Here is a 20,584-nt window from a genome sequence, read left to right as displayed (position 1 = left end):
GAATTCCGATTGTTCCTTGCGACGCCATCCGATCACATTCCTGCCTACTGCACCCGAAACACGGGCCCACGCGCGGTGAACGGCAGGCGTGCGCCCTGCGGGATCAGATACGCGTGCTCGCGCCGCATCCGCAGCACGTCGCACCAGCCGTCCGTGATGACGAGGACGGGGGCGCCCGGCGGGAAGTCGTCCGCGCGGTGCAGCAGGTCGATGCCGGGCTGCAGGGCCGTGCCCCCGCGGCCGTGGACCCGGACCCGGCCGGCGATCTCGGTGACCGGCACATAGCCCGCGTCATGCGGGGCCGCGTCGCAGAAGACGACGCGGGCGGCCGGTACGTCGCGGGCGCCTGCGTAGGAGGCGATGGCGCCGAGGGCCTTGCCCAGCAGCGTGCGCTCCATCGAGCCCGAGGTGTCGAGGACCACGCCGAAGGTGCAGCGGGCGATCTCCTCGGGCGGGAAGTAGCGGCCCGCGCGCGGGATGTCCGGGGTGGAGGACTGGCGCCGGGAGGGGCGCGCGTACGACCGTACGGGCTGCGGGCTGGGCACGAACTCGTCGAACCAGCGGGCCAGTTGGGCGTCCCAGGGCAGCGGCGGGTGGCTGAGCGCGCGGATCTCCTCGACCAGGCCGCCCGGCAGGAGGCCGCGCTCCTGCTGCTGGTGCAGGTCCAGGCCCTGGTGGAGGCCGCGGCGGTAGAACTCGTCGAGGTCGACGTAGTCGCCGGGCGGGCCCAGCGGGGCGCCCAGGACGTCGCCGAGGCCCTTGCCGCGCAGGGTGGCGAGGCGGCGCATCCGGCGCAGGTCGCCGGCGAGGCGGTCGTAGACCTCCTCGGAGGAGAGACCGGCGAGGGCGGGGTCGTACAGCAGGCCGTCCGGCATGGTGCCGACCTGCATCTCGCACAGCCAGCCGTTGATGACGTAGTCGCAGGCGATGTTGAACAGGTAGGGGTCGCGGGTGCCGCAGCGGTCGCCGTGGCGCAGGGCGGCGTGCAGCATCTCGTGGGCGAGGATGAACCGCCATTCCTCGCCGTCGAACCGGCGCAGGGGGTTGATGTAGATCTCGCCGGACTCCGGGTTCACCGCGGCGACGGAGATGCCGTGGGCGCGGGTGAGTTCGGCGTCGGCGACGAGGGTGATGCCGGCCGCGATGCCGCCGAGCAGCGGGTAGGAGGAGATGAACCAGCTCAGGGCCTGCTGCCAGGGGCGCTGTGGGGCCACTTCGCCGGTGAGGGAGTCGCGGCGGCCGCCCGCCATGTCCATCGCCGCCGACACGGTCCGGGTCAGGGCGGTGGCGAACGCCAGTTGGTGGTCCGGGGGCTGCATCCAGCCCGCCCACGGCAGGAGCAGCAGGTCGGGCTCGTCGCCCGCCGTTCCGCAGCGCTCGTACGCGGGCGGGATCCCGTCCCGCCGCCAGCGCGCGGCGAGTTGCTCCTCGTCGCCGTCAGGATAGGACGCGGGGAGTTCCTCGGGGGTGGTGCCGATGGTGAAGTTCAGCAGGAAGCGGTTGACGACGACGCAGCGCGCGGCGAGGTCGTACCGGTCGGGCTGTTCGCGCGGCTGCGGGCCCTTCACCGCCGGGACGTGTCCGAAGCCGAGGTGCAGCACGGCGTGCGCGAGGGCCCAGGCCCAGGCGGCGGGTTCGGCCAGGCGTCTCGGGTGGACGTGCAGGTCGCCGTTGGAGTCGACGACCACGAGGTGGTCGCGGGGCGCGCACCGGCACTCCTCCTGCCTGCAGACGGCGAAGTCGACGGCCGCCAGCGCCGGGTTGGCCTTCACCAGGCGCATCCCCTCGGCGAAGGCCTCGGCCGCGAGGTCCCGCTTCTTCTGCCCCTTGCCGCGGGTCCTGCTCACCGGCGCGCCTCCACCAGCCGGGGCATGTCCCGGGCGGCCTCGATGAGGAACCACGCCGGCAGGACGGGGTTGCCGTCGGCGTCGGAGGCGATGACGGTCTGGGCGACCTCGACGGAGATCTCCGCGAGCTGCACGAGCAGCGACTTGGCGCGGTACGCGGTCTGCCGGCCGTTCGCCGACATGTGCTCCTTGCTGACCGGCAGCTCCTTGATCAGGCGGCCGCGGAAGGAGTCGGCGAGGTAGTAGAGCAGGTCGCGGTCCGCGAGGCTGTTCGGCCAGCGGGCGTCGCCCTTGATGATCGCCTCGATGCCGAACTGGCTGCGCACGATCTTGACGTAGCCGCAGAACGCGGTGGCGTGCCGGGGTGTCAGCGTGCCGTGCGCGAGGACCTTCAGGGTCTCCTCGCCGAGCCCCTGGCCGAAGGAGTGCAGCGCGTCGGAGAGCATGTGCCAGGAGCGGGGTGTGGAGAAGGGTTCCTCGGTCTTCGGCGGCTTGGACCACAGGTGGTCGGGCCGGTCGGTGAGGTGGTCGAGGATCCAGGGGTGGATGGCGTTGTTCGCGGCCCAGGTCAGCCAGTCCTTGGCGGACGCCTCCAGGTGGACGTGGGTGAGGCGGTTGACGAGAGCGGAGGCGATGGGCCGGGCGAGCGCGTTGTCCGTCGACCGGTTTCCGGCGCCGATGACGATCGAGCCCTTCGGCAGTTCGTAGCTGCCGATACGGCGGTCGAGGATCAGGGAGTAGAACGCCTTCTGCACATCCGGTGTGGCGGCGTTCAGCTCGTCCAGGAACAGGCAGTACGGCTCGTCGCGGGCGATGGCCTCCGGCGGGCAGAACACCGAGCGCCCGTTCCGGATCTGGGGCACTCCGATGAGGTCCTCGGGCGCGAGCTGGGTACCGAGCAGGCTCACACACGTAAGCCCCAAAGACTCGGCGAAGTCCCTGACGAGGGAGGACTTTCCGATGCCTGGGGCACCCCAGAGGAAGACCGGCCGCACGGTGGCCAGGCCCAGCAGCAGTTCGGGGACACGGGCGGGAGTGACGCTGACGGCAGCCTGCAACGCAGGGGCTCCTTGGGGGTGTTCGAGGGGTTTGCGACTCGAACAGTGTGTGCCCCCGGCCTGTCGGGCGCAGCCGATTTTCAGGCGGCCCGTTCCTCCGGCTCCGCGTCCAGGGGTATCTGGGGGCCGTCCGTCTCCCGCAGCCAGCGCCGCAGCACGCGGTGGATCGCCTCCGCGCCGACGAGTTCCCGCCCGTCCTCGACCGGCTCGGAGAAGGCGGTCGGGGAGAGCAGGAAGGGTCTGCCCTGCGGGCCGCCGAGCCCGCCGTGCGAGCCGATCTGCTCCTCGAAGGCGAGGACCTCGCCGTCGGCCGGGTCATGGAAGGAGTTGACCATGATGTCGGCAGTGTGAGGGAAGGAGTGCGTGCGGCGGACGGTGTCGGCGGCACCGGGCCCGAAGGCGGCCAGCGGGCCCGGGTCCTCGTCGAGCCGGTCCAGCGGGATCTCGGCGCCGTACGCGCCGAGCACGACCCCGCCGTGCTCCTCGCTGCGCACCAGCAGGAAGCCGATGCCGGGATGGTTGGCGAGCGTCGTCAGCAGCGCCGGGTGCCGGGCGTCGATCTCCTCCTTGCTCATCCGGTGCGGCACGTCCGGGAAGGAGACCAGGCCGAGGTTGCCGGAGGCCAGCACGATCGGCTCCGAGCGGCGGGAAGGGCGGTACTGGTCGTCGCCCTCCTCCACGGGCCGGCGCAGCGCCGCACGCACGGCCGCGCGGGCCTCGGCGCCGCTGTGGGTGCGCCGCGCCCTGCGCGGTACGGGCAGCCCGCAGCCGGCCCGCACCAGGTCGCCGAGGCCCAGGCCGTAGCGGGCGCGGAAGGTCTCGCCGGGGCTCTGTCCGTGGTCGGACAGGACGACGATGCGGTACGGCCGCGGGGCGTGCTCGGCGACGTTCGCGATCAGCGCCAGCGAGCGGTCGAGGCGCTCCAGGACCTTCTCGGCGTCCCGGCTCGTCGGCCCGGAGTGGTGCGCCACTTCGTCGTACGCCACCAGGTCGGCGTAGACGGCGGTGCGCCCGGCGAGCATGTCGCCCATGACAGCGGTGACGACGACGTCCCGCTCGACGACCGTGGCGAAGGCGCGGACCAGGGGATAGAGGCCGCCGCGTGCGACGCGCGGGCGCTGCTTCCTGGCGCGGGCCCGGATGGACTGGCCTGTCTCGCGGCCGACCTCGGCGACGAAGGACATGGCGGTGCGCACCGCGTTGGCCGGGTCGGCGAAGTACGCGAAGTAGCCCGCACGGGACCGGTTCTCCCGGCCGCGTCGGCGGGTGGCGATGGAGAGCACCAGGGCCTGCTCATCGGCGCCGCCGCTGAAGAGGTTGCCGCGGCTGGCGCCGTCGGCGGTGAGGAGGCCGCCGTCACCGGTGCGCTCGACAGCACGGCGCTGGAGTTCGGCGGCGCTGGTCGGCCGGTTGCAGACCATCACCTCGCGGCTGTCCTTCTCGTACCAGCGGAACGCCGGGACGTCGTGGTTGCTGCCGTGCAGGATGCCGAGTTGGCTGGCGCCGGTCTGGCTGGACCAGTCGGTGCGCCAGCCGGTGAGCCGGTGGCTGCCCTCCAGCCACCCGGCGACGGTGGGCATCAGGCCCTTTGCGACGGCTGCCACGAGTACGTCGTGGCCGACGCCGTCGAGTTGCAGGAACACCGTGCCCGGGGTGGACGGGCCCGCCGGCCCCCTTCTGCGGCGGCGGTCGGCGAGGCGGTAGAGGCGGCGCCGGTAGGCGTCGTCGTCGCGCACGGCCAGGGCGGCGCCGGTCGCGGAGGCCACGGCGGACATCACGGCGGCCACGACGACGGCCGTCTCGGGGGCCGCCTCGGCATTGCCGGACGGATTGAGCCGCAGGGCGACCAGCAGCAGCGATCCGTTCAGGACGAAGACGAGAAGTCCCAGTACGAGCGCGGGCACGAGCAGCAGCAGTCGTACGAGCAGTGGCCAGGCGAGGGCGGACAGCACACCGAAGGCGCCGGCGCCGACGGCGGCGGTGACGGCGATGTGGGTGGCGCTCTCGCCGTCGGGGGACTGGAGACGGAAGTCCGGCAGGATCCCGGCGAGGACGAGCATGGTGACCGTGGACACCGCCCACACCGTGACGCTCCGCCCCACCTGACTGGCGACCCGCCGCCAACGCACGCCACGCACGCCCAGCCCACCTCACGTCCTGGCCCGTCGTCGGTGCGGGCTTCCTCTCAGACTGTCACAAGGGTCGGACAACACGGTCCTTGACCGGGGCGGGGCTGTTTCAGCGGCCGTCGTATCCGGCTGTCGGCATCGACAGGCGCCGGTGCACCCGTGCCTTCATCTGTGCGTCGTAGCGGGGCTCGGCGGAGCCCACCGTCTCCACCCGCACCCCGCGCCGGGCGCACTCCTCGGCGAACTCCTCGACCGACGACAGCGCGCTCTCCAGCACCCTGCGGCTGGGCGCCACGAACAGGTCGATCCCCGGCCGGACGCCGTCCCACAGCACGCAGTGGTCGGCCCGCAGCCCACGTACCAGGAGCTCCCGGCTGACCATGTAGCCCCGCTCGGCGGCCCAGCGCGCGCACATCGCGTGCTGGCTGCGGGAGTCCACCAGGAAGGGATCGGCTTCCAGTTCCTCCAGCGGCGTCAGACTCGCGATCGCCGTGACACGCACCGCTCCCATGGCGTCCCCCTCACCTCTGGGTTTCGGCGCCGACCCTACTCCTGCCCGTAGGCTTCGGGGGAGTCGCGCGAAGGAGGCAAAGAGGTGCCGGTGGAGATCACCTGGTGGGGTCATGCGACCTGCACGGTCGCGGATTCGGACATACGCCTGCTCACCGACCCTCTGTTCGCCCAGCGCCTCGCCCATCTCCGCCGCCGTCGCGGGGCGCTGCCGCCGCCCGGAGCGTGGCGCGCGGACGTGGCGCTTGTGTCCCATCTGCACGCCGACCACCTGCACGTTCCCTCTCTGGAGCGGCTCGCCGAGGGCACGCGCCTGCTGGTGCCCCGGGGCGCACCCCGGGCGGTGCCGGGGCTGCGCCGGCTCACTCATCTCAGGGTGAGCGAAGTGGCGCCCGGGGACCGGGTGACGGTCGGCGAGGTGGTCGTACGGGTCGTTCCCGCGCGGCACGACGGGCGGCGGCTGCCGCTGGGACCGCATCGCTCCCCCGCCCTCGGCTACGTCATCGAGGGCCAGGCGCGGACGTACTTCGCCGGGGACACCGGGTTGTTCGACGACATGGCAGGCGAGGTCGGGCCGGTCGACGTGGCGCTGCTGCCGGTGGGCGGCTGGGGACCGTATCTCGGCGAGGGGCATCTGGACGCGGGACGGGCGGCCCAGGCGCTGGCCCGGCTGGCTCCGCGCATTGCGGTGCCGGTGCACTACGGCACGTACTGGCCGATCGGGATGGACGCCGTGCGCCCGCACGAATTCCACGCGCCCGGCGACGAGTTCGTGCGCCTCGCGGCCGAGTACGCGCCCGAGGTCGCGGTGCACCGGCTCGGGCACGGGGAGAGCGTGCGGCTGGAGGTCGCGAGGTGACGTGGCTGGCCGCCACGGCGACGGTCGTGCCGCCGGAGTCCACCCAGCAGGCGCTCGGTTATCCGTCGCTGTTCCTGCTGGTGCTGTTCGGGGCGCTCGTGCCGGTGATTCCGACGGGGGCGCTGGTGAGTTCGGCGGCAGTGGTGGCGTTTCATCAGACGGCACCGTTCTCGCTGGCGCTGGTGTTCGTGACGGCGTCGTTGGCCGCGTTCCTCGGGGATGCGGCGCTGTACTGGCTCGGGCGGCGCGGGATGGGGTCGAAGAACGGGTCGCGGTGGCTGGAGGCGATCCGGGCGCGGGCGCCGGAGGAGCGGCTGTCGCAGGCTCAGGGGAAATTGGCCGAACACGGGATTGCGGTACTGGTGTTGTCCCGGCTGGTGCCGGCTGGGCGTATCCCGGTGATGCTGGCTTGCCTTATGGCCGACTGGCCGTTGCGGCGGTTCGCTCGGGGCAACCTGCCGGCGTGCCTGGCATGGGCCGTGACGTACCAACTGATCGGGATTCTGGGTGGTTCCCTGTTCCCGGAGCCTTGGGAGGGCGTGGCGGCTGCGGTTGCGCTGACCGTGGTCATCAGCGTGGTGCCGAGTGTGTGGAAACGGGTTCGATCTGCCGAGTGACGGTGCGTTGCGGGGCGCGGGTCTGTTGTGGTTGATCGCGTTCACGCGGCGGAGCCGCATATCGACACAGCCCCGCGCCCCTTGGGGCGCGTCCCCTGATCGTCAGCTAGTCAAGAACCCGGGATCCTCCTACCGGCAGGTCCCACAGGTCCTCTCGGTCCAGGCCCGCCTTCTCCCAGGCCGCACGCACGCGTGTGAGCGGTTCCAGGACCGGCTCGGCGGACAGGACGAACGTCGCCCAGTGCATGGGCGCCACCCTTCTCGCACCGAGGTCCTGGGCCGCCCGTACCGCCTCCTCCGGGTCGCAGTGGACGTCGCTGAGCCACCAGCGTGGGTCGTAGGCGCCGATCGGGAGGAGGGCGAGGTCGATGCCCGGGTAGCGCTCGCCGATGCGGGCGAACCAGTGGCCGTACCCCGTGTCGCCCGCGAAGTGGACGCGCCGACCGTCGGAGTCGGTGAGGACCCAACCGCCCCACAGGGTGCGGCAGGTGTCGGTGAGGGTGCGCTTGGACCAGTGGTGGGCGGGGACGAAGTCGAAGCGGACGCCGTTCAGTTCGGCCGCCTCCCACCAGTCCAGTTCCGTGATGGTGGTGAAGCGGCGGCGGCGGAACCAGCCGCCCAGTCCCGCCGGCACGAACACCGGGGTGTCGCGCGGGAGTCGGCGCAGTGTGGGGGCGTCCAGGTGGTCGTAGTGGTTGTGGCTGATGACGACGGCGTCGACGCGCGGCAGGGTGTTCCAGGGGATGCCGACCGGGGTGATGCGGGCGGGCGTGCCGAGGATGCGGCGGGACCAGACGGGATCGGTGAGGACGGTCAGTCCGCCGATCCGGACCACCCAACTGGCGTGTCCCGCCCAGGAGACGGCGACGGTACGGGCGTCGACGCGGGGCAGCGGCGCGGGTGCGAAGGGAAGCCTGGGGATGTCGGCGAGGCCCTCGCGCCCGGGGCGGACGGAGCCCTCGCGGGCGAAGCGGGCCATGGACTTGAGACTGGGCAGCGGGGCGGTCAGGCGGTCGTGGAAGGTTCGCGGCCACACCCGGGGCTCGCCCAGCGGGCGGGGTTCGGCGAGCGGCGGGAACGGGGGCGCGAACGGGGCTGCGCACGCCGGATCGCCGACCTCCCCGGCGGTCGTACGTGTCGTCGTACTCGTACGTGTCGTCGTACTCGTACTGATGCTGCTCGAAGTGATGCTGCTCGTGCTGGTGCCGCTCGAACTGGTCCTGCTCGTGGTGGTGGTCGACTCGGTCTGTTGCGTCATCGAGGAGGCTCCCATCGCTGAGCGTCGTCGCGGAGATCGTCGAAGACCGACTTCACATGACTCAACGCGCGTTGCACGTGTGGCAGTTCCAACGGCGCGGGTGAGCTGAGGCATTCCGCGCGTTCCTCGTCCGTACGGCCCAGCAGCGGGCCGGTGGACAGCCGTACGCGCAGCGCGCCGAGTTCGTCGCCGAAGCGGTGGCCGCCCGGCGCGGGCATGCCGAGCCGGGTGGTGAGGAAGTCCTCCAGTTCCTGCGCGTCGCCGACACCGTGTGCGGTGAGCGCTGGGCGGAGCGGGCCGAGGTCGGCGTACAGGTGGCGGCCCGCCTGCGGGGGCAGGGACAGGGCGCCCGCCGCGACGACGGCCGCGTGCACCGCGGCGGCCACGCGTGCGTGCAGGCGCACGGCGGCGGTCACCCGCGCGGTGACCGGCTCGGGCTCTCGCAGCGCGTGTGCGGCGGGGGCGGCGACCGGGCCGGCGACGTGGGCGCCGAGCGCGGTCAGCACGTCGAGCACGCGCGCGTGGAGGTCACGGCCCGCCTCGCCGGCCGGGAAACGGGCCACCGCGGCCGGCCAGGCCGTCGGCAGCAGCGCGCCCGCCAGATCGGTGACGACGGTGACCCGGTCGGGCAGCATCTCGGCGGGGCTGAGCAGCACGGTGTCGTGCGGATGGTGCAGGGTGTCGCGCCAGGTCTCGTCGCTGACCAGGTGCAGGCCCTCCCCGGCGGCGGCCTCGACGCACTCGTGCAGCACCTCGGGCGGGGCGACGGTGGCGGTGGGGTCGTCCGCGACCGACAGGACGAGCAGTCGCGGGTCCCCGCCCTCGGCGCGCACTCTGCGCACGGTCTCCAGGAGCGCGTAAGGATCCGGGACGCCACCGCACTCGGCCGGCGTCGCGACATGGAAGACGGGTCTTCCCAACAGGCGTGCGTACGGCGCCCACCAGGCCGCGCAGGGTCTCGGCACCAGGACGTCGCCGCCGAGCGCGGCGGTCAGCGCGAGCAGCAGCGAGTGTGCCCCGGGACCGGCGGCCACGAGGCCCGGCTCGGTGGCCAGACCGCGCCGCCGCCAGTAGCCGCCCGCGGCCTCGATCAGCTCCGGTCCGCCACCGATCGGCTCCCCCTCGGCGCGGGCGGCGGCCCCGGCGAGTACGTCGGCCAGTGCGGGCAGTACGGGCAGCCCGTCCTCGGGCAACGGCGGCCCGTACCGGACGGGGCCGTGGCCTTCCGGGTCCGTCCGCCGCATGCGTACCTCCGCGCAGTCGTGCCGTCGGGCTCTGGGTACCCAGGGTGCCGCCGGCCCATGGGCTTTCGCTGGAGTTGCGCCCGTCACACGACGGGTCAGCCGCGCAGGGCGGTGCCCCTGTGCCACAGCCGGTACGCGGCCGCGCCCATCGCGCCCGCGATCAGGATGCCGCCCATGACCAGGGCGGGCACGGAGTCGGTGAAGGTGCCGCCCTCGCCCGCCTCCACCCCGTGCTGGACCGGTGCGCTGCCGCAGGAGTCGCTGTTCGGCTCGGGGCAGGGCCGGCTCTCGCCACCGCCGACGACACCATCGCCGGCGGTCCCTCCACCACCTACGCCGCCATCGCCCACGAACCCGCCACCACCGCCTACGACGCCGCCACCGCCGACGCCACTGCCACCGCCTACGCCACTGCCGTCGACAGCACCGCCACCGCCGCCGCCTCCATCACCGTGGTTCCCCTGGAACGTGGCTCTCCACGGCTTGCCTTTTCCGCCGGGTGCGCCCGGGCAGGTGCCGTCGACGGCCCACGCGGAGTCCTGGGCCGCCTCTTCGGGGCCGTCGGCCGCGAAGTCCTCGGCCGAGGAGATACGGGCGGTGCCGCGGTAGGCGGGGCCTGCCGTCCCCTCGTCGTTGCCGGGGACGCGTTGCAGCTGGACGGTGCCCTCGTCGAAGGCCTCGGAGGTGGCGTCGATGGTGGCGGGCGCCTGGCCGCCGGTCGCTTCGCAGGAGACCGAGACGGTGACACTGCCCCCTGGGGAGACGGTGCTCGGACTGACCTCCGCGGCCGGGTCCGCAAGGGCGGCCGAGGCGGCGAAGCCGAGCGTGGCACTGGCCAGGGCCGCGACGGACAGGACACGGGCGGTGGAACGCATGGGGAAGGCTCCTTCGACGGGCGACTTCTCGGGAGCACGGTGATCGTGCCCCGTAGCCCATCACAGCCCGCGCGGTCGCGAGGCGCGCGCGGCCGAGCCCCATTCGCGCGACAGGCGCACCCGAGTGGGTGACACGGTTGGGACGCGGGCCGTCAGTTCATCAGCGCGGCCAGGTCTCGTTCCAGCCCCCTGCCCCGCCGCTCGACCACCGCCGACGCCACGTCGGACAGCTTGCGGTTGCTGACCTGCGAGATGCGGCGCAGCACCCCGAAGGCGTCGTCCGCGTCGCAGCCCAGCACATGCATGACGATGCCGCAGGCCTGGTCGATGAGGGGACGGGAGCGCAGGGCCGTACCGAGCTGGTCGAGTTCGGTGAGCGCGGCCCGGTAGGAACGGTCGCGGACGATACATGTCATGGCGAGGTCGCCGAGCGCCCGGACAGCTCCGTGCGGGGCGTCCTCCAGGGCGCCGGGCCGGAAGCTGTAGAGGCTGAGGGTCACCGCGAGGCCGGCCCGCCGGAAGGGCAGCGTGACGCTGGAGCGCACCCCCGAGTCGAGCGCCAGGGCACGGTAGTCCGGCCAGCGGTCCTCGCGCAGCAGGTCCGGGGACCGGGCGGGCTCCCCGTGTTCCAGGGCGGCCGGGATGGGTCCGTCCCCGGACTGGAGCTGTACGGCGACGAGCGGGGCGAGGTCGGGATGGCTGACGGCGGCGGGCCGTTCGCTGCCGCCCTCGGCCACCAGGCCGCTCGCTCCGCAGCAGTCGACGGTGCAGCGCACGGCCTCCTCGACCAGTTCCGACAGTCGCCGCCCCACAAGAGCGGGCTCGGCGGGCTCCGTACCCCAACGGCGGGCGTGCTGCCCGGTTTCCGGCATGGTGAACTCCTCCGCTCCCCGCCCGCCTTCCCCCTCGCCGGGACCGAAAACAGCGGCAGGGGACGGGAGTCGCGCTAGGTTCGACGCATGACGCAGACGGACGAATTCGGTGAAGAACTTGAAGATTTCGTGCGCCGCGTAGCGGAGTTGAAGGCCGCGAGATCCGTGTCCGGCCGGGATCTGCCCACGGTGCTGGATGCGGCGATCTTCGAACTCGACCATGTGGTAGGCCAGTTGGAGCCCTGGTACGAACAGCTGTCGGCGGCGGGCGCGGCCCGAAGCGGTGACTTTGCGGACCGGCAGGAGCGGCACCTGCTGCGCACCGTGTTCCAGCGCCTCCCACTCCCGGTGGCGCTGATCGACAAGGAGACGGTGGTGCGGCGGGTGAACGGCGCCGCGAGTGCCTTCACCGGCGTGCGCGCCGGCCATGCGACGGGCCGGCCGCTGACCGGGTTCCTCACCCACGCCGACCGGGCGGCGTTCCGCTCCCAGGCCGCGGCGGTGGCCCGCGGCGAGGGCGACCGCAGCCTCACCGTCCGCCTCCAGCAGCAGCCCACCGTCCCGGTGCACGCCACACTGGCAGCCGTGCACCCGAGCGGCGAGCCGGGCACGACGGTTGTGGTCGTGCTCCAGCCCGGCGGGCTCGGCACGCCCGCCACACCGCCGGATCCGCCGACGGGACAGATCCCCGACCTCGCCGAGGCCACCCGGCACGCGTCCGTGCTGGACCTGCTGGACGCGGTGACCACGGCCCTGCTGACCGCGGACCGGGAGGCCGCCCTTCAGGCGGCGGCGCGAGTGCTGCACGAGGGGTTCGCCGACTGGGTGATCGCCGACGCCGGCCCGGGCGGCCTGTCGCGTACGGCTGTGCTGGCCCCGCCGGACGAGGACGCGGCGGCGCTGGAAGCGCAGGATCCGGCCACCTGCCCGCTTGTCGTCGAGACGGCCCGGACCGGGTCCCCGGCGCTGCAGATACGTCCGCCGGACCCGGACGCCTTCGGCCGGACCGCCACGGGCTCCCCCGTCCTCGTACAGGCGAACGTCACGTCACTGCTGTGCGTGCCGCTGAAGGCCGAAGGCTCCCTGCGCGGGGTGCTCACCCTGTTCCGTTGCGGGCCCCGCCCGGCGTTCTCGATGGCGGAGGCGCAGGCGATGGACATGGTGTCCCGCCATCTGGCGCTGGCTATGCGGCCTCGCGCATGATCTGGTCCCGCATCCGGGCGCAGCACCGGCTGATCAGCCGCGACACGTGCATCTGGGAGATCCCGAGCTCGTCGGCGATGCGGCTCTGCGTCATGCCGCCGAAGAACCGCATGTACAGGATGGTCCGCTCGCGTTCGGGCAGCGCGGCCAGCCGGGGCTTGACCGACTCGCGGTCCACGACAGTGTCCAGCGCGGGGTCCGCGGAGCCGAGGGCGTCGCTCAGGGAGTAGCCGTCCGCGCTGCCGGGCAGTTCGGCGTCGAGCGAGAGCGCGGTGAAGCTCTCCAGCGCCTCCAGGCCGGCCCGGACGTCCTCCTCGGTCAGGTTCGCGTGCTCGGCGATCTCCGCGGTGGTGGGCCCGCGGCCCGAAATGGTCTGGGAGAGGTCCTGTGTGGCGAACCGGACGCGGTTGCGCAGGTCCTGGACCCGGCGCGGTACGTGCAGGGTCCACATGTGGTCGCGGAAGTGCCGCTTGATCTCGCCGGTGATGGTGGGTACGGCGTAACTCTCGAAGGCGTTGCCGAGTGCGGGGTCGTAACGGTCGACGGCCTTGACCAGGCCGAGGGCCGCGACCTGCCGCAGGTCGTCGATGCTCTCGCCGCGGTTGCGGAACCGTCCCGCGATCCGGTCGGCCATCGGCAGCCAGGCCTCGACGACCTGCTCGCGCAGGGTGTCGCGCTGCTGGCCGGCGGGCAGCGTGGCGAGTTTGCGGAAGGACTCGGCGGTGTCGGGGGCGTCGTCGTGCGGGTGGTGCTTCACGCTCACTTTGGTGGGCATGGTGCGTCGCAACTCCCTTGATTGTGCTCTGGGTTGGACGGTCACCGTGGGAGCGCGGCCGTGCTTTCGGGACAGGCTCGGCCGGGGCGGCTCGGGGCTACTCCCACGGACGTGCCTCCTGTCCGAAGCACTCGGACTGCGCCTGCCCCCGCGCCCCGGGCACAAACACCGGCGAAGGTTTCCGAGCCGAAGCCGGAGTGGAACAGCCCTGGTGCCTCGGCAGGCAACGTTTGCCCGCAAAGAAGCGGCGTCCGGTGCGTGCCCTGGGGGTCCGTCCCCCCGGCCGGAGACTGGGGGAGTGCCGGGTGCGAGTGCCGGGTGCGGGCCCTCGTGCTGGACGTACTTGGGTCTGTGCCCGGTGCGGCGAGGGGGCACCTCCCACGCCCGTGAGGCAGTGGGGAGCGTGCCGGGCGTCGTGACGGGGCGAACGTTGCCTGCCGGGGCACTAGGTTCCTTGCGGACCGGCCAGGGCGTCCTCGCTCTTGGCGGTCTTCTCCTTGGGCAGCAGCAGTTCCTCATAGCGGCCGAGCGCCAGCACCACGCCGAGCATGAGGAGGGGGATGAGCACAGCGAGGAACATCATGGCCGTTCCCTCCCGGGGAATGGGGTGGGGGGCTCTCATCGGGTCTCCCCCGTTTCCCTGTGCAAACCCGTGTCGGGTTCCGTTCTTCGGGTACGCGGTGGCCCACCCCCGAAGATCTGGAGGGAGTCATGCAGCGAGGCAGTGACCGGATGAGCGCCCACCGCGACGAGGAGATGAAGCACGAACTGCAAGGTCTGCTCCGGTCCGGGCATCCCACGCGGACCGAGGAGTGGCACGACCCGGAACCCACCGCCGACGACGACCCCGAAATCGCGGGCGGCCCCATCGCACCCGGGCGCTCCCGGGCCTCCCTTTCGGCGGTCCGTACGGAGCTGACCCGGTACCTGAGCCGTCACGCGTTCCCCGCGGGCCCGCGCGAGCTGGCCCGCACACTGCGCCGGGCCTACGCCCCCGACGCCCTCATCGAGCCGGTGGAGCACCTGCCGCGCGCGACGCGCTTCACCACCGTCCAGCAACTGGCGGAGGCACTCGTCGAAGCCGGGCAGAAGCGGCCGGCGTAGACCGGGTGCGCTCGGCACGGGCCACGAAGGATCGGCGGCAACCGCATCACCGGCCCGCCGGTCCGGACCGCCGAATCCCGACGCGCCTTCCGGCGGGACGAGGTGCGCGGGACGAGGTACCCACCGCCCAGAGGACCGGCCCGCATGAGCCTTCGGCTCAGGGGTACTGCGGGCTGCGTACTGCGGGCTTGCGTCATGCCGAGGCCGGCCACGGCGCCCCCATCGGCCGGGGAACGGAGGAATGACCCACAGTGAAGGCTGATTTCGTCAGGGAGGTCATGACGCCGGGCGTGGTCGCCGTCCGCCCGGACGCGTCACTCGTCGAGGCGGCGCAACTGATGCGGGTGCAGGACATCGGCGATGTCCTGGTGGCCGACGGACAGGAGGTCGTCGGCGTGCTCACCGATCGCGACATCACGGTGCGGGCGGTTGCGGAAGGCCTCGATCCGCTGACGGTGAGCGCACAGTCCGTGTGCACTCCGGATCCGGTGCTGCTCGCCCCGGACGACCCGGTCGCGGCCGCCGTGGCACTCATGCGCACACACGCCGTACGCCGGCTGCCGGTAGTGGAGGACGGGCTGCCGGTCGGGATGGTGACCCTCGGCGATCTCGCCGAGGTGCAGGACCCGGACTCGACGCTCGCCGAGATCAGCCGGGCCGTGCCGGACGGCCGGGGCCCCGTATGAGCCGGGACCAGCCAGCGGGGATCAGCACCGGCGGGGGCACCGTCAACGTCGGTGAGGCGACGACCCGCTATCTCCTGTACGGGCTGTTACCCAGCCGGTTCGTGCCCGGTCTCGCCGACTGGGCGATGCACCGGCGCAGCCGCATCGAGGACACCGCGGGCACCAAGGAGTCCCTGATCCACGCTCTGATGATGACCGAGGTCGGCATCCCCATCGCGCTGATCCTGCGCTACGAGGTCAACCCCCTTCTGCTTTCCGTGCAGTTGGGCGGCGCCGCGGTGCACGAGGCGACCGCGAGGTCACACCACTGGAGCAGCACGTCCACAGCTTCCTGGAGTCGCTGCCGTTCGGTGCGCTGTCCGCGCTGATGTGTCTGCACGCCGACCAGGTCAAGGCCCTGCTGTGCGGTGGCGGCGGCCACCCCGACGCCTGGCGTCCGGTGCCGCGGCGGCGGCCGCTGTCGCGCGGCTGTCTCGCGGGCATCGCCGTCGCGATCGGCACCTGTGTCGCGCTGCCGTACGGCGAGGAACTGTTGCGCTGTGTACGCGCGGCGCGGCGCGAGAGGAAACGCGCCACTGGTGACGAAGTCAACTGGCGTGCTACGAAAGGACGTTGAACCACATGCGTATCGCATTCCTGACCGCACCCGAAGGCGTCGAACAGATCGAGCTCACCGATCCGTGGCAGGCGGCGAAGGACGCGGGCCACGAGCCCGTGCTGGTGTCGACCGAAGCCGGTGAGATCCAGGCCTTCGACCATCTCGACAAGGCGGACACCTTCCCCGTCGACGAGGTCGTGGGTGAGACCTCGGCCGGTTCCTTCGGCGGGCTGGTCCTGCCGGGCGGCGTGGCCAACCCCGACGCCCTGCGCATGGACGAGAAGGCCGTGGCGTTCGTGAAGGACTTCTTCGAGCAGGGCCTGCCGGTCGCCGCGATCTGCCACGCCCCGTGGACGCTGGTCGAGGCCGATGTCGTACGCGGCCGGGTGCTCACCTCCTGGCCGAGCCTGCGGACGGACATCCGCAACGCGGGCGGCACCTGGGTCGACGAGCAGGTCAAGATCTGCGACCACGGCGCCGGCAAGCTGGTCACCAGCCGCAAGCCGGACGATCTGAAGGCGTTCTGCGACGCGTTCCTGCACGTGTTCTCCGCGGAGGCCGGCCGATGACCTCCCCCGCCGACCGCACGCAGGAACAGCGCGAGTCCTTCCACGCCGACGACCCGCCGGCCGCCGGCGAACGCGGGCCCGACCCGGACCGGCCGCCGGCTCGTCGCTGAACGGGTGCCGTCGGACACGGCGGGTCAGCCGCGGGGAGTCGCCGACTCCCCGCACTGGCGGTCCCGGGCGCCTTCGCGGGTACGGCCCGCCGCCACCATGCGCCGCGGGTTGCGGCGCAGATACTCGCCCTCCAGCTGGGCCATACGATCGTTGTGGGCCCGCAGCGCGTCGGTGGAGGCGTAGAGCAGCGTGTCGTGGCGCGTGCGGTGGATCGTCTCCAGCTCCTTCATGAGCTGCTGGTCGTCCAGCCGGCTGGGGTCGACTCCGGTCATGGTGTTACCCCGCTCGTCGTGTTCGTCCCTGCGGTCCGGGTACCCGTCCGGTGGCAACAGTCCCAAGCGGCGCCCGGGCGGGGGCCATGGATCTCGCCTTCCTGCCTCCACTCTACGAACATCCCGGCCCCCGGGCCTCCGTGTACGCCCGTCCGGCGGCTACCGCGCCCGCTCCACGCGGCGCTCGTCCCAGACCGGCTCGACACTCTCGCGGACGCGGCCGTCGCTGCCGAAGACCAGGTAGCGGTCGAAGGAGCGGGCGAACCAGCGGTCGTGCGTGACCGCGAGCACCGTGCCGTCGAAGGCCTCCAGGCCCTCCTGGAGCGCCTCCGCGGACTCCAGGTCGAGGTTGTCGGTCGGCTCGTCGAGGAGCAGGGCGGTGACGCCCTCCAGTTCCAGCAGCAGGATCTGGAAGCGGGCCTGCTGACCGCCGGAGAGCCGGTCGAAGGTCTGCTCGGCCTGGCCGGTGAGCTCGTAGCGGCGCAGGCGCGACATCGCCGCGCCCCGGTCCTGGGCGTGCTCCTTCCACAGGATGTCGAGCAGCGTGCGGCCCTGGAGCTCGGGGTGGGCGTGCGTCTGGGCGAAGTGCCCGGGCACCACCCGCGCGCCGAGCTTCCACTCCCCCGTGTGCGCCACCTCGCCGCCGGCCAGCAGCCGCAGGAAGTGCGACTTGCCGGAGCCGTTCGAACCGAGGACGGCGACGCGTTCGCCGTAGAAGACCTCCAGGTCGAAGGGCTTCATCAGACCGGTGAGCTCAAGTCCCTTGCAGGTGACGGCCCTTACGCCGGTGCGGCCGCCCTTGAGCCGCATCCGGATGTCCTGCTCGCGCGGCGGCTCGGGCGGCGGCCCGGCCTCCTCGAACTTGCGCAGCCGGGTCTGCGCGGCCTGGTAGCGGGACGCCAACTCGTGGCTGATGCTGGCCGCCTGACGGAGATTCAGGACCAGCTTCTTCAGCTGGGCGTGCTTCTCGTCCCAGCGCCTGCGCAACTCCTCGAAACGGGCGAAGCGTTCACGCCGGGCGTCGTGGTACGTGGCGAAGCCGCCGCCGTGCACCCAGGCGTCGGCGCCGGCGGGCGAGGGCTCCACGGAGACGATCTTCTCCGCGGCCCGGGCGAGGAGTTCGCGGTCGTGGGAGACGAAGAGGACCGTCTTGCGGGTCTCCTTCAGCCGCTCCTCCAGCCACCGCTTGCCGGGCACGTCGAGATAGTTGTCCGGCTCGTCGAGGAGCAGCACCTCGTCGGTGCCGCGCAGCAGCGCCTCCAGCACGAGCCGCTTCTGCTCACCGCCGGACAGCGTGCGCACCTGCCGGAACTGCGCCTTCTCGTACGGCACCCCGAGCGCGGCCGTGGTGCACATGTCCCACAGCGTCTCCGCCTCGTACCCGCGCGCCTCGGCCCAGTCGGAGAGCGCCTGCGCGTACTTCAGCTGGGCCGCCTCGTCGTCGACGGTCATGATGAGGTGCTCGGCCCTGTCGACGGCCTCGGCGGCCTCCCGGATGCGGGGCGGCGCGACCGACACGAGCAGGTCCCGCACGGTCGTCTCGTCCCGTACCGACCCCACGAACTGCCGCATCACACCCAGGCCGCCACTGACGGTGACGGTGCCGCCGTGCGGTTTCAGCTCACCGGAGATCAGCCGCAGCAGGGTCGTCTTGCCCGCGCCGTTGGGCCCGACCAGGGCCACGGCGGCCCCTTCGCCCACCCGGAAGGACACATCGCCGAGCAGCGCCCTCCCGTCGGGGAGGTAGTACTCGAGGTGTGCGGCTTCCAGATGTCCCATGAGGTCGCATTCTGCGGGCGGTCCGCGTGGTCGGGCAAACGCTTATCAGGTCCGGTCGGGGTCAAGCCGGCTCGCCCACAGGGCGCCCCGCGGGTCCGCTGTCACCGCTGGCGGCCACTGTCGCGCCCGCCCAGGTGAGGGCCTTCCAGCCGTCCGCCGGCGAGCCCTCCAGGATCACCACGCCGGTGTTGTCGAGGGGGCGGGCCGCGGCGAAGGCGACGTCGACGTTGTCGGCGCGGGCCGCCGTCCACATGCGGATCGCCGCGCCGTGGCTGACCATCGCGACCGTACCGGCGCCGCTGCCCGCGGCCTCGGCGACCACGGCGTCGTAGCGCGCGAGGGCCTCGGCGCCGCTCTCCCCGCCGGGCATCCGGAGCGCGGTGTCCCCGGCCGCCCAGGCGAACACCGTCTTCATGTAGAGGGCGCCCTGCTCCGTGTCGCCGGGCAGCATCTCCAGGTCACCCGCCGTGAGCTCGCGGATACCGTCCCGGACCAGGACGTCCAGGCGGCGGGCGGTCGCCAGCGGGGCGGCGGTGAGCTGTGTGCGTACGAGGGTGGAGGCGTACAGGGCCTCGATGTCCTCGTCGGCGAGCGCCTCGGGCAGCGCGGCCGCCTGCCGCTCGCCGAGCGCGGTCAGGCCCGGTCCCGGGACGGCGGTGTCAAGCAGGAAGTCGACGTTCGAGGGGGTCTGGCCGTGGCGTACGAGGAGCAGACGCATGCAGAGGCCCTCCGGGTGTCGGTCAGCGCCCGCGGGACAGGAAACGGGCACTTCAGGGTACCCGGCACGACATGAGCCCCGACGTGGCCCTCACCCTCCCGAACCCGGGCCTCCACCCGCTGCGCATGCGACTGCTCGGGCCGGACAGCCGTCTCTTCGAGTTCACCGCCGAGCGGAACCAGCCCGCCGCCGAGCCCGTGCCGCGCGGCTGATCCGGAGCGCGAACCGGTGTGCCGTGGTTCGCGGCGGCGACCGCCATGGCGGCGAGCCGCACACCACGTGCGCTGCGGCTGCTCGCGGCCACCCTGGCGGGACCGCCGTCGTGCTCCCCCGCCCCCGCGGCGGTCCGGGTGGGCAGCCTGCGCCTGGCGGGCGTCGCCCCCTTCCCCCGGCACACTCCTTGCCCATGACGGCGAAGTCACCGAGGCGGACGGCGAAGTGACGCCGGAGAAGCTTCCCGAGGCGCTGACGGTGCGCCGGCCCCTGACCGGGCAATCGACCTCTGACCTGACCGGGTGACCGGAACCTCTTTACTGACGCCCCATCAGTCCATATAGCAATACCAGGGTCTCACCATTCGACATGCGGGCGTACGGTGTTGCGTACCGACAGGACGTCGAACAGGGGAGTTCAGCCATGTCGAAGCCGCAGGAGACCGCCGTCTACACGCACGGGCACCACGAGTCGGTGCTGCGTTCCCACACCTGGCGGACCGCCGCCAACTCCGCGGCGTATCTGCTCGGCTCCCTGAAGCCGCACATGAAGATCCTGGACATCGGCTGCGGCCCGGGCACCATCACCGCCGACCTGGCGGCACTGGTCCCCGATGGTCACGTCACCGGCGTCGACCACGCGCCGGGGATCCTGGATCAGGCCCGGGCCACGGCCGCCGAACGAGGCCTGACGAACGTCGGGTTCGCGGTCGCGGACGTGCACGCTTTGGACTACCCGGACGACACGTTCTGCGTCGTCCACGCCCACCAGGTGCTGCAGCACGTCGGCGATCCGGTGCAGGCGCTGCGCGAGATGAGGCGGGTGACCAGGCCGGGCGGGTTCATCGCGGTGCGCGACTCGGACTACGCGGCCATGACCTGGTACCCGGCGTCCCAGGGGATGGACGACTGGCTGGACCTGTACCGACGGGTGGCCCGCGCCAACGGCGGCGAGCCGGACGCCGGGCGGCGGCTGAAGTCCTGGGCGCTGCGGGCGGGTCTGTCCGACATCACGGCGACCTCCAGCACCTGGACCTTCGCCACGCCCGACGAGCGGGCATGGTGGAGCGCGCTGTGGGCGGACCGGACGCTGGCGTCGGCGTACGCGGAGCGGGCCACCGAAGGCGGCCACGCCACCGTGGAACAGCTGCGAGCCGTATCGGACGCCTGGCGGGAATGGGGTGCACACGAGGAGGCCTGGTTCGCCGTCCTGCACGCGGAGATTCTGTGCCGCAAGGGCGCCTGAATTCACTTGCGGTTGTCGCGCTGTGGCTACTGGAATTCCTGG

At 72.5% G+C, this 20,584-nt stretch carries 21 protein-coding genes and 2 pseudogenes; 10 read left to right on the top strand and 13 right to left on the bottom strand.

What is annotated here, in order from left to right; all coding sequences use genetic code 11:
• Positions 1-44: 44 nt before the first annotated feature.
• From OG870_RS37435 to OG870_RS37420, 4 genes are all read right to left on the bottom strand, one after another.
• The gene (locus OG870_RS37435; protein ID WP_266591281.1) at positions 45-1,847 is read right to left on the bottom strand and encodes a vWA domain-containing protein; all 1,803 of its coding nucleotides are present in this window, start codon (positions 1,845-1,847) and stop codon (positions 45-47) included.
• Positions 1,844-2,905, bottom strand: coding sequence for an ATP-binding protein (locus tag OG870_RS37430; protein ID WP_266591279.1), 1,062 nt, complete (start codon positions 2,903-2,905; stop codon positions 1,844-1,846). Before OG870_RS37430 ends, OG870_RS37435 begins: the two co-directional genes overlap by 4 nt.
• 80 nt (positions 2,906-2,985) lie before the next feature.
• Complete coding sequence (locus tag OG870_RS37425) at positions 2,986-5,043, bottom strand: phage holin family protein (protein ID WP_266591277.1); 2,058 nt, start codon at positions 5,041-5,043, stop codon at positions 2,986-2,988.
• Positions 5,044-5,143: 100 nt separating this feature from the next.
• Complete coding sequence (locus OG870_RS37420; protein ID WP_266525200.1) at positions 5,144-5,545, bottom strand: hypothetical protein; 402 nt, start codon at positions 5,543-5,545, stop codon at positions 5,144-5,146.
• Between the two features lie 84 nt (positions 5,546-5,629).
• On the opposite strand from OG870_RS37420, the gene OG870_RS37415 reads away from it, so the two are divergent.
• Both OG870_RS37415 and OG870_RS37410 read left to right on the top strand, forming a co-directional pair.
• Positions 5,630-6,403, top strand: coding sequence for an MBL fold metallo-hydrolase (locus OG870_RS37415; RefSeq protein WP_266525198.1), 774 nt, complete (start codon positions 5,630-5,632; stop codon positions 6,401-6,403).
• Positions 6,400-7,020, top strand: a complete 621-nt coding sequence (locus OG870_RS37410) for a DedA family protein (protein ID WP_266525196.1) — start codon at positions 6,400-6,402, stop codon at positions 7,018-7,020. Before OG870_RS37415 ends, OG870_RS37410 begins: the two co-directional genes overlap by 4 nt.
• Positions 7,021-7,126: 106 nt before the next feature.
• Here OG870_RS37410 and OG870_RS37405 read toward each other — a convergent pair whose 3' ends face one another.
• From OG870_RS37405 to OG870_RS37390, 4 genes are all read right to left on the bottom strand, one after another.
• Positions 7,127-8,278 (bottom strand): MBL fold metallo-hydrolase, encoded by a 1,152-nt coding sequence (locus tag OG870_RS37405; RefSeq protein WP_266591275.1) that lies wholly within the window; start codon positions 8,276-8,278, stop codon positions 7,127-7,129.
• A complete protein-coding gene (locus tag OG870_RS37400; protein WP_266525192.1) occupies positions 8,275-9,522 on the bottom strand; it encodes an aminotransferase class I/II-fold pyridoxal phosphate-dependent enzyme in 1,248 nt (415 codons plus the stop codon). Before OG870_RS37400 ends, OG870_RS37405 begins: the two co-directional genes overlap by 4 nt.
• Positions 9,523-9,617: 95 nt before the next feature.
• Positions 9,618-10,397: a hypothetical protein gene (locus tag OG870_RS37395; protein WP_266591273.1), complete on the bottom strand. Its 780-nt coding sequence runs from the start codon at positions 10,395-10,397 to the stop codon at positions 9,618-9,620.
• A 152-nt stretch (positions 10,398-10,549) separates the two neighbouring features.
• Entirely contained in the window at positions 10,550-11,269 is a 720-nt protein-coding gene (locus tag OG870_RS37390; RefSeq protein WP_266525188.1) for an ANTAR domain-containing response regulator, read from the bottom strand.
• A gap of 87 nt (positions 11,270-11,356) precedes the next feature.
• Between OG870_RS37390 and OG870_RS37385 the strand changes: the two genes are divergently transcribed.
• Positions 11,357-12,472, top strand: coding sequence for a GAF domain-containing protein (locus tag OG870_RS37385; protein ID WP_266591271.1), 1,116 nt, complete (start codon positions 11,357-11,359; stop codon positions 12,470-12,472).
• Here OG870_RS37385 and OG870_RS37380 read toward each other — a convergent pair.
• Together OG870_RS37380 and OG870_RS37375 are read right to left on the bottom strand one after the other, a co-directional pair.
• Complete coding sequence (locus OG870_RS37380; RefSeq protein WP_266591269.1) at positions 12,453-13,247, bottom strand: RNA polymerase sigma factor SigF; 795 nt, start codon at positions 13,245-13,247, stop codon at positions 12,453-12,455. The two genes, OG870_RS37385 and OG870_RS37380, sit on opposite strands and share 20 nt — an antisense overlap.
• A 445-nt stretch (positions 13,248-13,692) precedes the next feature.
• Positions 13,693-13,830: a hypothetical protein gene (locus OG870_RS37375; protein WP_266525182.1), complete on the bottom strand. Its 138-nt coding sequence runs from the start codon at positions 13,828-13,830 to the stop codon at positions 13,693-13,695.
• Positions 13,831-13,958: 128 nt separating this feature from the next.
• Here OG870_RS37375 and OG870_RS37370 point away from each other — a divergent pair, with 128 nt between their 5' ends.
• The 4 genes and pseudogenes from OG870_RS37370 (at position 13,959) to OG870_RS37355 (ending at position 16,204) form a co-directional block, all read left to right on the top strand.
• On the top strand, positions 13,959-14,351 hold the full coding sequence (locus tag OG870_RS37370; protein WP_266591267.1) for a DUF2795 domain-containing protein: 393 nt from the start codon (positions 13,959-13,961) through the stop codon (positions 14,349-14,351).
• 251 nt (positions 14,352-14,602) lie between these two features.
• Positions 14,603-15,037 (top strand): CBS domain-containing protein, encoded by a 435-nt coding sequence (locus OG870_RS37365; protein WP_266525178.1) that lies wholly within the window; start codon positions 14,603-14,605, stop codon positions 15,035-15,037.
• Positions 15,034-15,653, top strand: a pseudogene (locus tag OG870_RS37360) (diguanylate cyclase). Before OG870_RS37365 ends, OG870_RS37360 begins: the two are co-directional and overlap by 4 nt.
• Positions 15,654-15,658: 5 nt before the next feature.
• Complete coding sequence (locus OG870_RS37355; protein WP_266591265.1) at positions 15,659-16,204, top strand: type 1 glutamine amidotransferase domain-containing protein; 546 nt, start codon at positions 15,659-15,661, stop codon at positions 16,202-16,204.
• Between the two features lie 134 nt (positions 16,205-16,338).
• Here the strand turns inward: OG870_RS37355 and OG870_RS37350 are convergent, their stop codons facing one another.
• From OG870_RS37350 to OG870_RS37340, 3 genes are all read right to left on the bottom strand, one after another.
• Positions 16,339-16,587, bottom strand: a complete 249-nt coding sequence (locus tag OG870_RS37350; RefSeq protein ID WP_266525174.1) for a DUF6158 family protein — start codon at positions 16,585-16,587, stop codon at positions 16,339-16,341.
• Positions 16,588-16,746: 159 nt separating this feature from the next.
• Positions 16,747-18,366, bottom strand: a complete 1,620-nt coding sequence (locus OG870_RS37345) for an ABC-F family ATP-binding cassette domain-containing protein (protein WP_266525172.1) — start codon at positions 18,364-18,366, stop codon at positions 16,747-16,749.
• Between the two features lie 61 nt (positions 18,367-18,427).
• The gene (locus OG870_RS37340; RefSeq protein ID WP_266591263.1) at positions 18,428-19,084 is read right to left on the bottom strand and encodes a histidine phosphatase family protein; all 657 of its coding nucleotides are present in this window, start codon (positions 19,082-19,084) and stop codon (positions 18,428-18,430) included.
• 71 nt (positions 19,085-19,155) lie between these two features.
• Here OG870_RS37340 and OG870_RS37335 point away from each other — a divergent pair, with 71 nt between their 5' ends.
• The 3 genes and pseudogenes from OG870_RS37335 to OG870_RS37325 all read left to right on the top strand — a co-directional run bounded on the left by OG870_RS37335 (position 19,156) and on the right by OG870_RS37325 (position 20,542).
• Positions 19,156-19,296, top strand: coding sequence for a hypothetical protein (locus OG870_RS37335; RefSeq protein WP_266591261.1), 141 nt, complete (start codon positions 19,156-19,158; stop codon positions 19,294-19,296).
• 69 nt (positions 19,297-19,365) lie between these two features.
• Positions 19,366-19,603 (top strand): annotated as a pseudogene (locus OG870_RS37330) (phosphoesterase); the annotation flags it as partial.
• Positions 19,604-19,720: 117 nt separating this feature from the next.
• Positions 19,721-20,542 (top strand): class I SAM-dependent methyltransferase, encoded by an 822-nt coding sequence (locus tag OG870_RS37325; RefSeq protein ID WP_266591259.1) that lies wholly within the window; start codon positions 19,721-19,723, stop codon positions 20,540-20,542.
• Positions 20,543-20,584: the final 42 nt, after the last annotated feature.

It is taken from the genome of Streptomyces sp. NBC_00461 (genome assembly GCF_036013935.1).
Taxonomy (GTDB): domain Bacteria; phylum Actinomycetota; class Actinomycetes; order Streptomycetales; family Streptomycetaceae; genus Streptomyces.
The sequence above is the reverse complement of the archived record's forward strand: the minus strand, read 5'-3'. Positions and strand labels throughout refer to the sequence as shown.